This window comes from Tabrizicola sp. BL-A-41-H6 (genome assembly GCF_050632395.1).
Lineage (GTDB): Bacteria > Pseudomonadota > Alphaproteobacteria > Rhodobacterales > Rhodobacteraceae > JAUYQR01.
Genome location: NZ_CP192600.1, coordinates 434,241 through 448,715, shown reverse-complemented (window position 1 = coordinate 448,715; position 14,475 = coordinate 434,241). Strand labels below are relative to the sequence as shown.

14 protein-coding genes are annotated in these 14,475 nt (G+C 64.4%); 3 read left to right on the top strand and 11 right to left on the bottom strand.

Annotated features, from left to right (window positions below):
* The 11 genes from ACROUL_RS02205 to iolG form a co-directional block, all read right to left on the bottom strand.
* Positions 1-156 carry a hypothetical protein gene (locus ACROUL_RS02205; RefSeq protein ID WP_431297924.1) on the bottom strand — a complete coding sequence of 52 codons (156 nt, stop codon included), beginning with the start codon at positions 154-156 and terminating at the stop codon, positions 1-3.
* 116 nt (positions 157-272) lie between these two features.
* Positions 273-1,031, bottom strand: coding sequence for an ATP-binding cassette domain-containing protein (locus ACROUL_RS02200; RefSeq protein ID WP_431297923.1), 759 nt, complete (start codon positions 1,029-1,031; stop codon positions 273-275).
* On the bottom strand, positions 1,028-2,329 hold the full coding sequence (locus tag ACROUL_RS02195) for a sugar ABC transporter permease (RefSeq protein ID WP_431297922.1): 1,302 nt from the start codon (positions 2,327-2,329) through the stop codon (positions 1,028-1,030). The genes ACROUL_RS02200 and ACROUL_RS02195 overlap by 4 nt, the downstream gene beginning before the upstream one ends.
* A 96-nt stretch (positions 2,330-2,425) precedes the next feature.
* The gene (gene xylF / locus ACROUL_RS02190; RefSeq protein ID WP_431297921.1) at positions 2,426-3,451 is read right to left on the bottom strand and encodes a D-xylose ABC transporter substrate-binding protein; all 1,026 of its coding nucleotides are present in this window, start codon (positions 3,449-3,451) and stop codon (positions 2,426-2,428) included.
* Positions 3,452-3,586: 135 nt separating this feature from the next.
* On the bottom strand, positions 3,587-4,408 hold the full coding sequence (locus ACROUL_RS02185) for a TIM barrel protein (RefSeq protein WP_431297920.1): 822 nt from the start codon (positions 4,406-4,408) through the stop codon (positions 3,587-3,589).
* Between the two features lie 24 nt (positions 4,409-4,432).
* Complete coding sequence (locus ACROUL_RS02180; RefSeq protein WP_431297919.1) at positions 4,433-5,407, bottom strand: Gfo/Idh/MocA family oxidoreductase; 975 nt, start codon at positions 5,405-5,407, stop codon at positions 4,433-4,435.
* Entirely contained in the window at positions 5,404-6,522 is a 1,119-nt protein-coding gene (locus tag ACROUL_RS02175; protein WP_431297918.1) for a Gfo/Idh/MocA family protein, read from the bottom strand. The genes ACROUL_RS02180 and ACROUL_RS02175 overlap by 4 nt, the downstream gene beginning before the upstream one ends.
* Entirely contained in the window at positions 6,519-7,499 is a 981-nt protein-coding gene (locus ACROUL_RS02170) for a hydroxyacid dehydrogenase (protein WP_431297917.1), read from the bottom strand. The genes ACROUL_RS02175 and ACROUL_RS02170 overlap by 4 nt, the downstream gene beginning before the upstream one ends.
* Positions 7,499-8,308, bottom strand: a complete 810-nt coding sequence (locus ACROUL_RS02165) for an HpcH/HpaI aldolase family protein (RefSeq protein WP_431297916.1) — start codon at positions 8,306-8,308, stop codon at positions 7,499-7,501. The genes ACROUL_RS02170 and ACROUL_RS02165 overlap by 1 nt, the downstream gene beginning before the upstream one ends.
* The gene (locus tag ACROUL_RS02160) at positions 8,305-9,747 is read right to left on the bottom strand and encodes an NAD-dependent succinate-semialdehyde dehydrogenase (protein WP_431297915.1); all 1,443 of its coding nucleotides are present in this window, start codon (positions 9,745-9,747) and stop codon (positions 8,305-8,307) included. Before ACROUL_RS02160 ends, ACROUL_RS02165 begins: the two co-directional genes overlap by 4 nt.
* Positions 9,744-10,751, bottom strand: a complete 1,008-nt coding sequence (gene iolG / locus ACROUL_RS02155) for an inositol 2-dehydrogenase (protein WP_431297914.1) — start codon at positions 10,749-10,751, stop codon at positions 9,744-9,746. The genes ACROUL_RS02160 and iolG overlap by 4 nt, the downstream gene beginning before the upstream one ends.
* A gap of 120 nt (positions 10,752-10,871) precedes the next feature.
* Between iolG and iolD the strand changes: the two genes are divergently transcribed.
* Genes iolD through ACROUL_RS02140 form a run of 3 tightly spaced genes read left to right on the top strand, consistent with a single transcriptional unit; the run spans position 10,872 to position 14,473 of the window.
* On the top strand, positions 10,872-12,743 hold the full coding sequence (iolD, locus tag ACROUL_RS02150; RefSeq protein ID WP_431297913.1) for a 3D-(3,5/4)-trihydroxycyclohexane-1,2-dione acylhydrolase (decyclizing): 1,872 nt from the start codon (positions 10,872-10,874) through the stop codon (positions 12,741-12,743).
* 6 nt (positions 12,744-12,749) lie between these two features.
* Positions 12,750-13,643 (top strand): myo-inosose-2 dehydratase, encoded by an 894-nt coding sequence (iolE, locus tag ACROUL_RS02145; protein WP_431297912.1) that lies wholly within the window; start codon positions 12,750-12,752, stop codon positions 13,641-13,643.
* A complete protein-coding gene (locus ACROUL_RS02140) occupies positions 13,640-14,473 on the top strand; it encodes an SDR family oxidoreductase (protein ID WP_431297911.1) in 834 nt (277 codons plus the stop codon). The genes iolE and ACROUL_RS02140 overlap by 4 nt, the downstream gene beginning before the upstream one ends.
* The last annotated feature ends 2 nt before the right edge of the window (positions 14,474-14,475 follow it).

The following is a 14,475-nucleotide window of genomic DNA, read 5'->3' as shown; positions in this document are numbered from 1 at the left end:
TCACACCAGAAGGCGGCGGTCGGTGACGGGCAAGTGTCGCACCGTCTGGGCGTCGATCCCGCGACCGAACGGCCTTGGCTCCAGCCGCACGGTTTCGCCGTGGAAATCGGCCAGCTTCTGCGCGGCATCTGGGCTGCCCGAAACGATGGCCTGCATCCGCGAATTTCCCGGTAGTGGCTACTGCGGGCATGAACGCCTCTTGCGAAATTCAGCCGGCGCCGACAACGGCATATCTGATCTTGGTGGTCCTATGGGTTGAGGCAGCGTACCCGTCAGGCCGCTTTGGCCGGTTTCTTGCCCATGATGATCATGCCAAGAATGTCATCATCGGTCACCTCGTTGACGTTCACCGTGCCGACAAGCTGGCCGTTCTTCATCACGCAGGCGCGGTCGCACAGCTTCATGACGTTGTGGATGTCATGCTCGATCAGGAAGATGCCCAGACCTTGTGCCTTCAATTCCTGGATCAGTTCCGCCACCATCTGCGTCTCGTGCGGCCCAAGGGCTGCGGTGGGTTCGTCCATGATCAGTATCTTGGCGTTGAAGTAGACCGCCCGCGCGATGGCGACCGACTGGCGCTGGCCGCCGGAAAGCGCCGAGACCGGCACGTTGAACTTGCGGAAGTTCGGGTTCAGCCGCGCCATGATCTTGCGCGTCTCGGCCTCCATCTTTGCGTCGTTCATCAGGCCGTTCGCCATGATCTCGCGCCCGAGAAACAGGTTCGATGCGGCGTCGAGGTTATCGGCCAAAGCCAGCGTCTGGTAGATCGTTTCGATGTTCTGTGCGCGGGCGTCACGCGGATTGTTGATCTCGACCTCTTTGCCGTTGATCAGGATCTGCCCGCTGTCGGCCTTGTAGGCACCGGACAGGCACTTGATCAGCGTCGATTTGCCCGCACCGTTGTGGCCCAGAAGGCCGACCACCTCGCCCGGGTAAAGATCGACGGTCACATGGTCGACCGCCTTGATGCCGCCGAAGGCGATCGAGATGTCGCGCAGCTCGACCAGAGGGGTTTGTGCGGTGTTGCTCATTTCGTCAGCCCCATGCGCTTGCGATAGATGATGTCGACCCAGACGGCGATGATCAGGACAAGCCCGACGACGACGTTCTGGAACGGCGTGTCCACCCCGACCATCGCCATGCCCGATTGCAGCGACTGCATGATCAGCGCACCAAGGACCGCGCCGTAAATCGTGCCAACGCCGCCAGCCAGAGCGGTGCCGCCGATGACAGCCGCCGCGATGACGCGCAGTTCTTCCAGCATCCCGATATCATTGCCGTGGCTTTGCAGGCGGGCCTGGGCTACCAGCGCAGCCAGACCACAAAGAAACCCCATCAGCGCAAAGATCTTGACCGTCAGCGCGCGGGTGTTGATGCCGGAAAGTTCCGCAGCATCGGGGTTGCCGCCCATCGCAAAGATGTAGCGGCCAAGGCGCGTCTTGCGTGCGGTGATCGTCATGCCCACCGCGACGACGATCAGGATGATCACCGAAATCGGCAGGCCGTGCATGGCGGTGAAGCCTTCGGGCATCACCTCGCCCCGCGCTTCGAACAGGCGCTTCAGCTTGGCTTCCGGCACCGGATAGCGCGAGAGCCAGGTCACGAAGAGCATGATCGCACCCACGACCATCGCCATCATCACACCCTCGGCCCATGCCGGTTTCACGATGAAGCCGTGGCTTTGCTTGTTGCGGCGGGCCGACAGCAGGCCCGCGGCTGCGGCGACCGAGGCTGCTACACCAAGCACCATGCTGACCGGCGCACCCAGCACGCCTTCGGTGCCGCCGAACATCAGAAGATGCGGGTCCGTCAGCGAAACGGACTGGCCGTTGGTGGTGTACCAGTTGATGTTGCGCCAGACGAATAGCCCGCCCAGAGTGACGATGAACGACGGGATGCGCTGGTAGCCGACCAGCCAGCCGGTGATCGCGCCCATGCCCGTGCCGACCGCAAAGCCCAGCAGGATGGTGACAACCAGAATGACCGGGCTGCCGTACTCCAGCCCCATCAGCGAGGGCAGCCAGGTAGCCTGGCTCATCGCCATGACGGCGGAACACATGGCCAGCATCGACCCGACCGACAGGTCGATCTGGCGCGCGACGATCACGAAGACCATCCCGCAGGCCATGATGGCGACAGGCACCGCCTGCACCGATATGTTGAAAACGTTGCGCGGGCTGACAAAAGTGCCGCCCGTCCAGATGGTGAAGACCAGCGCAATCGCGGCAAAGGCGACCAGCATCCCCAGAAGCCGGACGTCAAGTTCCAGCGTGTCGATGATGCCACGCTTTGGCGCGGGTGCAGTGGAAACCTGCCCGGTGTCTGTCATGTCGATCCCTCCTCCCCTCGGGGCGCCACCAGGGCGTCCCGTCCGCATCTTGCGGCGTCCCGGTGACCGGGGCGCCGCGTGTTTCAGGCCTTCGGCTTACTTGCAGACGGCGACGTCACCGGTGACGCCAGCGCAAAGCACGTCCTTGGTGATCCAGCCAGCGTCCAGAACCACGTTCAGGTTGTCCTTGGTGATCGGAACCGGCTTCAGGAACACCGAGGTCAGTTCCTTGCCGCCCGGCGAGGTGAACTTGCCCGCACCTTCGACCGCATCCATCGCGGTGCCGCTGGCCAAAGCGACGGCGATCTCGCCGGCGGCCTTGCCAAGCGCACGGCTGTCTTTCCACACCGAAACGGTCTGGGTGCCAAGCGCCACACGGTTCAGCGCGGCCATGTCGCCGTCCTGACCCGAGACCGGGATACCGGCCATGCCCTGCGCGGTCAGCGCCGCAACCACGCCACCGGCGGTGCCGTCGTTCGAGGCGACCACGGCATCCACGCCATTGTCCGTCTCGGTCAGGATCTGCTCCATGTTCTTCTGGGCGTTGGCGGGCTGCCAGTCTTCGGTATAGGCCTCGCCGACGATGGTGATGTCACCGGCGTCGATCGCCGCTTGCAGCACTTCCTGCTGACCGCCGCGCAGGAAATCTGCGTTCGGGTCAACGGGCGAGCCCTTGATCATCACGTAGCGGCCCTTGGGCATCGCCTCCAGAACGGCGCGGGCCTGCATCCGGCCAACCTCGACGTTGTCGAAGGTCAGGTAGAAGGCGCGCGGATCGTCGATCATGCGGTCATAGCCGACAACCGGGATACCGGCGTCCTGTGCGGCATCAAGGGCCGGGCCGATCGAGGCGCTGTCTTGCGCCAGGATGATCAGCGCCGAGCAGCCCTGGGTGATCATGCCTTCGATGTCGGCAAGCTGCTTGGTGGCCGAGGTCTGCGCGTCGGCCGAGATGTATTCGGCACCGGCAGCATCCAGCGCGCCCTTGATGGCGGCTTCGTCGGTCTTCCAGCGCTCTTCGCGGAAGTTCGACCAGCTGACGCACACTTTCATGTCAGCCGCCGAAACGGCCGAGGTCAGGCTCGCAACCGCGACGGATGCGAGCAGAAGGGTCTTGTTCATTCGTATTCCTCCCTTGGAATCACCGGCAGTCTGGCCGGATGGCGACTGTCGCCTGCGGATATCAAATGCCGTTCGCATTATTTTGTCAATTTTTGTTTTTGACAATTTTTCTTGCAACGCACATTTCATTGCCACTCAAGCCGTGGGCAGCAGCGCGCCGACGTATTCAAGGCTGGCCCGCAGGCGCGACATCAGATCGGGGTCGTTCTGCACGGCCGGACTGAACGGTTCCATCGACACGAAACCCGTATAGCCCGCGGCGAAAAGCTGGCGCAGTTGCGCGACGTTGCCGACCCGGTCGTCGATGAAGATCAGCCCGCGATCAGGCTCGGTCAGGTCGGAGGGGCCAAGGTCGGGGCGCGAGATGCCAGACATGTGCGCCAGGCCGATCCGTTCGGGAAAAAGCTGCGTGTCGCCGCAGCGGAAGAACTGGAACGTGTCGTAGCAAAGCTGATAGGCGTCCCAACCGTCGATATCGGTCACCGCAGCCACGGCCATGTCCTGCCGTTTCATAGTGGACCCCTTCATGCCCAGGGGTTCGACATAGCCGGTCACGCCGTGCGCTTGCAGGATCGAGCGCAACTGGCGCAGGCCGTCGCGGAGGTTCCGTTCGGCCTCGGCGTCTGTCCAGCCGTGGTCTTCGTTGTGGACCGGGCAGAGCACGACACCGGGCGCACCAAGGGCGGCGGCGTAGGCGATGATCGCCTTGGCCTCGGTCGCGCGGTCGGGCGTCCAGTCGTTGAAGCGTTGAAGTGCGTTGACCGAGGCGACGGAAAGCCCCGCTGCCTCCAGCTTGGCCCGCACGTCCGACGCGGGTGTGCCGTCGGCAAATTCGCGTCCCTCGATATCGTTGCGGATTTCGACCGCATGTACCCCCGCCGCCATCGCAAGCTGAATGAACTCATCCAGAGGCATTTGCGGCGCGCAGGTGCGGTTGAGGGCAAAGCGGATCGTCATGGCATGGGCTTTCTGTTCGGTGTGTCAGGTGTAAAGACCGGGGCGGGTGGCAAGGGAAAGCGTCACCTTCGATCCGGCCTGCAATGCGGTGACGACCTGTTCAGCAACAGCCGTTGCAACATAACCGTCCCAGGCCGAGGCGCCGACAGGCACCCCAGAGGCGACCGATTGCACCCATGCCCGCATCTGGATGCGGTAGGCATCGGCAAAGCGCGGCACCCAGTTGGCGGGAAAGCCGTGCCCGTGCTGGCGCGCACGGTTGGTCAGGGTGACGGTGGGCGCGGCCATTTCCACCGTGCCGTCGCGCCCGACAAGCTGGGCGTGGACGTGGTAGCCGTAGGCCGCGTTCATGAAAACCTCGGTCGAGACGATCTCGCCCTTGTCTGTCTCCATCGTGATCAACAGGGGGTCGCCCCCCGGTGCGGCATTGACGGTGGCCGTGGCAAGGTCAGACCCCAGAAGCCAGCGGCTGATGTCGATTTCGTGGACGAAGGAATTGGTCACCGCCATCGGGCCGGTGAACCAGTCCGGTGCTGCGGCGTTGCGGTGGATGTTGTGCAGCAGGACCGGCGCGCCAATGCCGCCTGCCAGAAAGACCGCCAGCATTTCGGAATATGCCGGATCAAAACGGCGCATGTAGCCGATCTGCAAAAGGCGAGTGCCGCCCGCCACTTCGGCATCCACGATCCGCAGCGCCTCGGCAGCCGTAGCTGCCAGCGGCTTTTCGCACAGCGCGGGCTTTCGCTGGGCGATGCAGGCAAGGGCCAGCCCGGCGTGGGTGGCATCGGGCGAGGCGATGACCACCGCCTCGACCTCTGGTGCCGCGATCAGGGCCATCGGATCGGCAAACACCTGCGCCCCGGCTGCCAGTGCCTGCGCCCGACCGGCATCGGCATCGCAGACCGCCACGACATGCGCGCCGCCCGTTTCCTCGCGCAAAAGGCGCAAATGTTCCGCCCCCATCACGCCAAGACCGATGACCCCGACCGCCAGTGTCATTTTACGTCGATCCAGCGCCCTTCGCGGCTGCTGGTCTGGATGGTTTCCACCAGCGTCTGGATGCGCAGGCCCTTGCGGAAGTTGAAGGGTTCCGGTGCCTTGCCGGCGATGGCGTTGATGTAGCCCGCAACTTCGATGGCCTTCAGGTCATTGAACCCGATCTGGTGACCTGCCGCGACGCAGAACAGGCCGTAAGGCGCGTGGTCGGGGCTGGCCTCGATCCGCCGGAACCCCTGACGGCCCTTGGCATCGGCAGTCGAGAAGAAGTTGATGACGTTGAAATGTTCCTGGCTGAAGGCCAAGGCGCCCTTGGTGCCGTAAACCTCGAAGTCGTGCTGCATCTTGCGGCCGGTGGCGATCCAGTTGCCTTCGATGCTGCCGGTGGCGCCATTGTCAAAGCGCAGGAAGGCGCGGCCGACGTCATCGACCGTCACAGCCTTGCGCCCGCCACGCCCGTCCGGACGCTCGGCGATCATGGTCACAAGGTCGCCCATGACGCGAGTGATCGGGCCAACCAGAAACTCGGCCGTTGCCAGCGCGTGGCTGCCGATGTCGGCCAAGGCGCCACCGCCTGCGGGATCGTGGCGGAAGGTGTAGCTGCCCGAAGGGTCGGCCATGTAATCTTCGCAGTGGATGCCGCGATAGCCGCGAATCTCGCCCAACTCGCCCCCGGCGATCATGTCGCGGGCAAGGGCCAGCATCGGGTTGCAGAGGTAGTTGAAGCCGACTTGCGTCTTCACGCCCTTGGCCTCGGCGGCCAGCGTCATGTCAAGCGCATCGGCGGCCAGCGGGGCCAGCGGCTTTTCGCAATAGACGTGCTTTCCGGCGGCAATCGCGGTCAGCGACATTTCCTTGTGCAGCGCGTTGGGCGCGGTGATCGACACAAGGTCGATCTCGGGGTTGGCCATGATGGTGCGCCAATCGGCGGTGGCATGGGCAAAGCCAAGCGTCTGGCGCGCACGCTCTGCCGCCTCGGGCGTGATGTCTGCCACGGTGTGGAGTTCAAGGTCGAACGGCAGATCGAACACGCGGGGGGCCGAGGTAAAGCCGAAGACATGGGCCTTGCCCATGAAGCCCGTGCCGATCAGGCCGATGCGCAGTTTGGGTTTGGTCATTTCACAAGTTCCTTCGTGCCGCGTGTGGCAGGGGCATTGACGACAAGCGCCGGATCAAGCCGTCCGGCAAAGAAATCGAGCACGTTCTGCACCGAGGCGACGGCCATGCGTTCGGCAGCCTCGGCAGTCAGCCCCGCCGTGTGGGGGGTCAGGACCACTTGATCGAAGCCCAGCAGCGGATGGTCAGGGCCGGGCGGTTCGACATCGAAGACATCAAGCGCTGCGGCAGCGATCTGACCGGACCGCAGTGCATCGGCCAAGGCCGCTTCATCGACGATCCCGCCCCGCGCGGTGTTCACGATGATCGCGCCCCGCTTCATCAACGCCAGTTCCGGCACGCCGATGACCGGTTTTTCGGCCTTCGGGACATGGACCGAGACGAAGTCGGCCTCGGCCAAGGCTGCGGCAAGATCATTCGCGCAGGCGATGTTTCCTTCGGGCCAGCCCTTGCTGGCAAGATAGGGATCATGCGCCGAGATCTTCATGCCGAACGCGGCAGCCATCGTCGCAAGATGCCGCCCGATCCGGCCATAGCCGATGATGAGAAGGCGTTTGCCCGACACCTCGCCCTGCTCCAGCTTGTTGCGCCAGCCCCACGGCCCGTTTCGCACGGCGCGGTCGGACCGGATCAACTGCTTGGCGCAGGCAAGGATCTGCATCATCGCGTGTTCGGCCACCGACACCGAATTCACATCGCCCACGATGCACAGGGGAATGCCGCGCGCGTTCAGGGCCGCCACATCCACCGCGTCATATCCGACCCCGTGGCGCGACACGATTTGCAGCCGTTCCGCCTTGGCCACGCTGGCGGCCGTCATCGGCTGGGTGCGGATCACCATGCCGTCGGCTCGCGAAAGATGGGTCTGGTAGGAGGCCTCAGAGATTTCCTCGACATGGGTGTAGGTCACGCCCGCCGTGCCGTCGAGAAGGGCAAGCCCCGCCGGATGCAGCTTACCGGCGATCAGGATATGCGGCATCAGTAACCCCCCTTTTCCGTCTTTCCGGCAACGCCTTCGGTGAGTTTGCGAAACCCCGCAACGGCGGCCCCGGCGGCGGCGGCAAGGAAGCGGCTGTCGCCACCCACCGTCGTCATGTTGAAACCCCAGCCGATGGCGCGCGCGGCATAATCCGGCGTGCCGCAGTGAAGGGCGGCGCGGATGCCGTTCTTCTTGCAGGCAGCTACGATGGTTTGCAGGGCGGCGATCATCTCGGGCTCTTCGCGGTCGAAACCGGGGGCAAGGCGACCTTGGGTCAAGGACAGGGTCAGGTCGGCGGGGCCGACATAGATCCCATCGAGACCGGGTGTTGCGGCGATGGCGTCAAGGTTCGCCATGCCCTCGGCGGTTTCGATCATGGCGAAGGCGAGGATGTTGTCATTCGCCTCGGTCGCGTAGTTGGCCCCGGCGGCGAAGGACACGCGGGTCGGGCCAAAGCTGCGCTGGCCAAGCGGGGGATAGCGCAGATAGCTGACAAAGCGCGCGGCTTCCTCGGCCGAATTGACCATCGGGCAGATGATCCCGTAGGCCCCCGCATCCAGCGCCTTCATGATGATGCCGGGTTCGTTCCACGGCACGCGGGCCATCAGCGTGGCGCCGGACGCCCGCATCGCCTGAAACATCGGCAGGAGGGCGCTATAGTCCAGCGCGCCGTGCTGCATGTCGATCGTCACGCTGTCAAACCCCTGCGCCGCCATGATCTCGGCGGTGAAAGGGTTGCCGATGCTGCACCAACCGTTGATGGTGGGGCGGCCTTCGGCCCAGATCGCCTTCAGCTTGTTCGGGATCATGCCCACACCATCTGGCTGGATTTCACGTCAAGGTAATCGCGGATGCCTTCGATGCCACCCTCGCGGCCCATGCCGGAATGGTTGGTGCCGCCGAACGGCGCCTCACTTGCCGCCATCGCGAAGGAGTTGATGCCGACCATGCCCGCCTTCAGCGCGGCAACCGTGCGGCGCGCGCGGGCGGGGCTGGTGGTGAAGGCATAGGCCGACAGGCCCATGTCGCAGGCATTGGCGCGGGCCAGCACCTCGTCCTCGGTGCCAAAACGGGTGATCGCGGCGATGGGGCCGAAGTTTTCCTCGGCCATCACGGCCATATCGTCGGTGCAGCCGGTCAACACCGTCGGCGCAAAGAAATGCCCGGCGTTAAAGCCGGCGGGGCGCGCGCCGCCCGTGACAAGCGTTGCCCCTGCAGCGACGGCCCCGGCGACGATCTTTTCCATTTCGGCCAGACGGCCGGCGTTGATCAAGGGCCCCATCGCCACCGAAGGGTCCAGCCCGTCGCCCAACTTGATCGCCTGAGCCCGCTTCACGAAGCCGTCGACAAAGGCGTCGTGCAGGCTGTCGTGCACATAGAACCGGTCGCCCGTCACGCACACCTGGCCTGCGTTGGCAAACTTTGTCGGAACGGCCACGTTCAGCGCGGCCTCAAGATCGGCGTCGTCGTAGATGATGACCGGGGCATTGCCGCCAAGCTCCATCGACACCTTCTTGAGGGTGTCGGCGGCGTCGCGGATCATCTGCTGGCCGACGCGGGTGGACCCGGTGAGCGACACCTTCCGCACCGATTTTGCTGCCATCAAGGGTGTGTAGGTGGCCGCGGTGGGCCCGATAACCAGGTTGACTGCGCCGGCGGGCAGGGAACCCGCGCGGACGCAGTCAACCATCACCATCGCCACGCCCGGCGTCTGAGACGACGGGCGAACGATGATGGAACAGCCCGCCGCAAGGGCGGGAGCGACTTTGCGCGCGATCAGGGCCGCAGGGAAATTCCAGGCGGTGAAGGCAGCGACGATGCCGACGGGTTCGTGATGCACCTCGAACCGGCCACCGGGGACGCGGGACTCAACGATCCGGCCGTAGATCCGGCGCGCCTCTTCGGCATACCAACGGAACTGGTCGATGCTGAGCGTCCATTCCCGGCCCGACTGCGCGATGGGCTTGCCGGTTTCAAGACTGATCATCCGCGCGGCTTCATCGGTGCGGCGCAGCATCTCGTCCGCGATCCGGTGCATCGCATCGGCCCGGTCAAAGCCGGAGGTCGCGGCCCATGCCTTGAGGCCCGAGGCTGCGGCGGCAAGGGCAGCTTCAGTATCGGCGAGCGATGCCACCGGGCAATCGCCAAGCGATTGTTCGGTGACGGGGCTGAACACGGGTGCGGTGGCGCTGGTGACACTGGCGCGCCACTCACCGGCGATGAAAAGTCCGAAACGGGCATACATCATGCAAACTCCTTCACGGCCACGACACGGCCCTCGGCAATGGATTTCAGCGCCGCCTCGGCCAGCACCAGCGCCAGCCGCCCATCCTCGAACCCGACCGAGGGGGCACGGCCCGCCTCAACGGCATCGACAAACTCGGATATCTCGGCATCGAAGGCCTCGCGGTAGCGTTCAATGAAGAAGTTCAGCAGCGGCTCGGCGCGGTCGGTGAAATCGGCGGTGTGCAGCGTCATTTCATGTGCCCGGCGGTTTTCCGAAAGCGCCATGCCCTTGGTGCCCAGCGCTTCGACCCGCTGGTCATAGCCATAGACCGCTTGGCGTGAGTTGGTGATGATCGCCTGCTTGCCGCTGGCGGTCTTCAGAACCACGGTCACGGTGTCGTAATCGCCCAGCTTGTCCATCAGCGCCGGATCAACGAGGCGGGACCCGGTGGCGAACACGGTTGTCACCTCCTCGCCCAGAATGAAGCGCGCCATATCAAGATCGTGGATCGTCATGTCGCGCAGGATACCGCCCGACACGGCTGTGTAAGCGGGCGGCGGCATCCCGGGATCGCGCGAGATGATGACGACCTGATGCAGGTCACCGATGACGCCCGCCTCGATGGCGCGGCGCACGGCGGCGTGGCCGGGATCGAAGCGGCGCACGAAGCCAAGCTGGATTGCAACCTTGGAGCCTGCAATGGTCTTTGCGCAACGGTTCACGCGCTCAAGGCTGAGGTCGATGGGCTTTTCGCACAGGACAGGCTTGCCCGCCGCGACGGCCAGTTCCAGAAGGTCGGCATGGGTATCGGTCGCGGTGGCGATCAGGACGGCATCGACGTCCGCTGACCCAAAGACGGCCTCGGCGGACGCAAACACCGCAGCGCCTGTCCGGGCCGCAACTGCCTGCGCTGCCGGGGCATGGATGTCGAAAACCCCCGCAAGCGTCGCCCGTGGGTGGGCAGCGATGTTTGCGGCGTGCATAACGCCAATGCGCCCGCAGCCGAGCACGGCGATCCGGATCATGGTTTTCCTCCCGATTCAGTCTTGCAACAGTCATTGCAATATTCATTGCTAAAAACACCTATTGTCAACACGCAATGCGCGATATTATGGTCGCGGGCAAGAATGAGGGAGGAGAGGTCTATGGAACACTCGACGATTCGCCTGACCATGGCGCAGGCGGTGGTGCGCTGGCTGACAGCGCAGTTCACGGAAATCGACGGTCAGCGGGTGCCGCTGTTCGCGGGTGTCTTCGGCATCTTCGGCCACGGCAACGTCACCTGCCTGTCCGAGGCGCTGGAGGCGGTGCAGGACCAGCTTCCCACGTGGCGCGGCCAGAACGAACAGTCGATGGCACTGGCCGCCATCGGCTTTGCCAAGGCCAAACGCCGCCGCCAGATCATGATCGCGACCTCGTCCATTGGGCCGGGTGCATTGAACATGGTGACGGCGGCGGGCACCGCGCACGCCAACCGCCTGCCGGTGCTGCTGATTGCGGGCGACACCTTCAACACCCGCCTGCCTGACCCGGTGCTGCAGCAGGTGGAGCACTTCAACAACCCGACCGTCACGGTGAACGACGCGTTCAAATCGGTGACGCGCTACTGGGACCGGATCACCCATCCGGCGCAGATCCTGCAATCGCTGCCGCAAGCGGTGGCCGCGATGCTTGATCCGGCCGATTGCGGGCCGGCCTTCATCGGGCTGCCGCAGGATACGCAGGAACTGGCCTTCGACTATCCGGTCGTGTTCTTTGAACCCCATCTCTGGACCATTCCGCGCCCCCGGCCCGACCGCCGCACCGTGGCCGAAGCGGCAGCGCTGCTGAAGACAGCGAAGAAGCCGCTGATCATTTCGGGCGGTGGCGTGCGCTATTCGGGCGCAGAAGTTGCCCTGTCGAAATTCGCGGCTGAACGCGGCATTCCGGTGGTTGAAACCATCGCCGGCAAGGGCGCGCTGACGCATCACCACCCGGTTCATGCCGGACCCATCGGCATCATCGGCTCTACCTCGGCCAACGCGCTGGCGGCAGAGGCGGATGTGATCCTTTCGATCGGCACCCGCCTGCAGGATTTCACCACCGGATCCTGGACCGCCTTTGCCAAGGACGCGCGCTTCATCTCGATCAACGCGGCGCGGTTCGACGCGATAAAGCACCGTGCGCTGGCCGTTGTCGGCGATGCGCTGGAGGGGATCGACGAACTGGACACGGCCCTTGGCGCGTGGAAGGCGCCGGCAGGGCACCTGCCCCATGCCAAGGCGCTGTTTCAAGAGTGGGACGCGCTGCTGGATGACCACCAGACCCCGACCAACGCGCCGATCCCGACCTATGCCCAAGTCGTCAACGTGGTGAACGCCGCTGCGGGCGAGAAGGACACACTGATCGCCGCAGCAGGCGGCATTCCGGGCGAGGTGGCCAAGGGCTGGCGCGTCAAGGCGCCGAACACCTTTGACCTGGAGTTCGGATTTTCCTGCATGGGCTATGAAATTGCCGCCGGTTGGGGGTGTGCGATGGCGCAGGACGGCCCCGGCGCGGTTGGCGGCACGCCCATCGTCATGTTGGGCGACGGCACTTACATGATGATGAACTCTGACATCTATTCGACCGTGCTTTCCGGCCACAAGATGATCGTCATCGTCTGCGACAACGGCGGTTATGCCGTGATCTCGCGCCTGCAGCAGTTCAAGGGGGTGCCGGGCTTCAACAACCTTCTGAAGGACTGCCGCATCAAGAACCGCGAGGCGCCGCTGCACGTCGATTTCGCCAAACATGCCGAATCGATGGGGGCCGCGGCGCGCCATTGCGAAAGCCTTGCCGATCTGCAAGCGGCGATGGAATGGGCGCAGGGCAACGACCGCACCACCGTCATTTCCATCGTGACCGATGCCCATGCCTGGGTGCCGGGCGATGCCGATTGGGATGTGGGCGTGCCGGAAATCTCGGACCGTGAAAGCGTGCAGAAGGCCCGCACCCATCAGGAAGAAATCCGCGCAAAACAGCGCGTTGGAGTGTAAGGACAAATGAAGGCAAGACTTGGCATCGCCCCGATTGCGTGGTGGAACGACGATCTCGCGGAACTTTCCGATGACGTGAGCCTGGAGGAATGTCTGCGTCAGGCTTCGGTCGCGGGCTTTACCGGGATGGAAACCGGACGCCGCTTTCCGATGGACATGGCCGAACTTGGCCCGATCCTGTCAAAGTTTGGCATCTCGGTCTGCGGCGGCTGGTTTTCCGGCCTGCTCTTGGACGGCGACATCGAGGTTGAGAAAGACCGGATCGCGCAGCAGATGGCGTTCTTCAAGGCGGCCAAGGCCCCATGCATCGTCTACGGCGAAACCGCGCGGTCGGTGCAGGGGGTGAAATCCGCGCCTCTCGCCACCAAGCCAAAGCTGACCGAGGCCGAAACCGCCGCCTATGGCCGCAAGATCAGCGACTTCGCCGATTGGTGCGCGGCCAACGGCATGCCGATCAGCTATCATCACCACATGGCCGCCGCGATCGAGACCGAAGGGGAGCTTGACCTGTTCATGAAGCACTCGACCGTGCCCTTGCTGTTTGACGCAGGCCACATGGCTTTTGCCGGCGGCGACAACCTGCGCGTCATCGACAATCACTGGAAGCGGATCACCCATGTCCACACCAAGGACATCCGCCGCGCCGTGGTGGATGGGCTGGACCGCAGCCGCGAGTCCTTCCTTGATGCCGTGGTGAAGGGGGCCTTCACCGTTCCCGGCGACGGGTCGCTGGATTTCGAGGCGATCGTCAAGGCGTTGGCGAGCAAGGGCTATGAGGGTTGGTTCGTGGTCGAGGCAGAGCAGGACCCGAAGGTTTCGCCACCTTTGGCAATGGCGATCAAGGGCCACAAGGAACTGATGCGCGTCATGGCAGCCGCAGGATACGAGGTGGTGCAATGACCGCGTTCTCCGGCAACCGCATGGATGGCAAGATCTGCGTCGTTACCGGGGCGACGCAGGGCCTTGGCCTAGCCATCGCCCGTCGCCTTGCGGCGGCGGGTGCGGCGGGCATCGTCATCACCGGCCGCAACGCCGAACGCGGTGCGCAAGCCGCCCGTGACATTGCCGAAACCCACGGCATCTGGGCGCATTTCCTGCAAGCCGACTTTGCCCGCGTGGAAGACTGCAGGATGGTCATCGCGGAAACCGACCGTCTGTTCGGGCGCATCGACGTGCTGGTGAACGCAGGCGCGTCGACCGCGCGCGGAACCATCGTCGACACCACGCCCGAAACCTTCGACGAACTTTTCTCGACCAACGTGCGCGGCCCCTACTTCCTGATGCAGGAGGCGATAAAGCTGATGATCGCAAAGGGCATCGAAGGCGCCATCTGCAACATCGGCTCGATCTCGGCACTGGCCGGGCAGCCCTTCATCAACGCCTATTGCGCCAGCAAGGGAGCGCTGACGACGCTTACCGCCAACACCGCGTTTTCGGTCATGGCCAACCGCATCCGCGTGAACCAGTTGAACGTCGGCTGGATGGCGTCAGACCACGAGCGCGAGATCCAGGAACAGGGCGGCGATCCCGACTGGGAAGCAAAGGCCGCGGCCAGCCTGCCCTTCGGTCGCCTTGTCGACCCGGCCGAGGCGGCGCGGGCGGTGAACTTTCTGTTGTCGGACGATGCGGGGCTGATGACCGGCGCCATCGTGAACTTCGACCAGTCGGTCTGGGGTGCCGTGGCAACGGGAATGCCGGTTCCCGAAGGCCCGATGCGACTGCCACAGTAACC

Excerpts from the sequence above, each read along its gene's own strand:
- ACROUL_RS02195 (WP_431297922.1), bottom strand. The coding sequence starts at position 2,329 with ATGACAGACACCGGGCAGGTTTCCACTGCACCCGCGCCAAAGCGTGGC.
- ACROUL_RS02200 (WP_431297923.1), bottom strand. The coding sequence starts at position 1,031 with ATGAGCAACACCGCACAAACCCCTCTGGTCGAGCTGCGCGACATCTCG.
- iolD (WP_431297913.1), top strand. The coding sequence starts at position 10,872 with ATGGAACACTCGACGATTCGCCTGACCATGGCGCAGGCGGTGGTGCGC.
- ACROUL_RS02140 (WP_431297911.1), top strand. The coding sequence starts at position 13,640 with ATGACCGCGTTCTCCGGCAACCGCATGGATGGCAAGATCTGCGTCGTT.
- ACROUL_RS02185 (WP_431297920.1), bottom strand. The coding sequence starts at position 4,408 with ATGACGATCCGCTTTGCCCTCAACCGCACCTGCGCGCCGCAAATGCCT.
- iolG (WP_431297914.1), bottom strand. The coding sequence starts at position 10,751 with ATGATCCGGATCGCCGTGCTCGGCTGCGGGCGCATTGGCGTTATGCAC.
- ACROUL_RS02165 (WP_431297916.1), bottom strand. The coding sequence starts at position 8,308 with ATGATCCCGAACAAGCTGAAGGCGATCTGGGCCGAAGGCCGCCCCACC.
- ACROUL_RS02160 (WP_431297915.1), bottom strand. The coding sequence starts at position 9,747 with ATGATGTATGCCCGTTTCGGACTTTTCATCGCCGGTGAGTGGCGCGCC.
- ACROUL_RS02205 (WP_431297924.1), bottom strand. The coding sequence starts at position 156 with ATGCAGGCCATCGTTTCGGGCAGCCCAGATGCCGCGCAGAAGCTGGCC.
- xylF (WP_431297921.1), bottom strand. The coding sequence starts at position 3,451 with ATGAACAAGACCCTTCTGCTCGCATCCGTCGCGGTTGCGAGCCTGACC.
- ACROUL_RS02180 (WP_431297919.1), bottom strand. The coding sequence starts at position 5,407 with ATGACACTGGCGGTCGGGGTCATCGGTCTTGGCGTGATGGGGGCGGAA.
- iolE (WP_431297912.1), top strand. The coding sequence starts at position 12,750 with ATGAAGGCAAGACTTGGCATCGCCCCGATTGCGTGGTGGAACGACGAT.
- ACROUL_RS02170 (WP_431297917.1), bottom strand. The coding sequence starts at position 7,499 with ATGCCGCATATCCTGATCGCCGGTAAGCTGCATCCGGCGGGGCTTGCC.
- ACROUL_RS02175 (WP_431297918.1), bottom strand. The coding sequence starts at position 6,522 with ATGACCAAACCCAAACTGCGCATCGGCCTGATCGGCACGGGCTTCATG.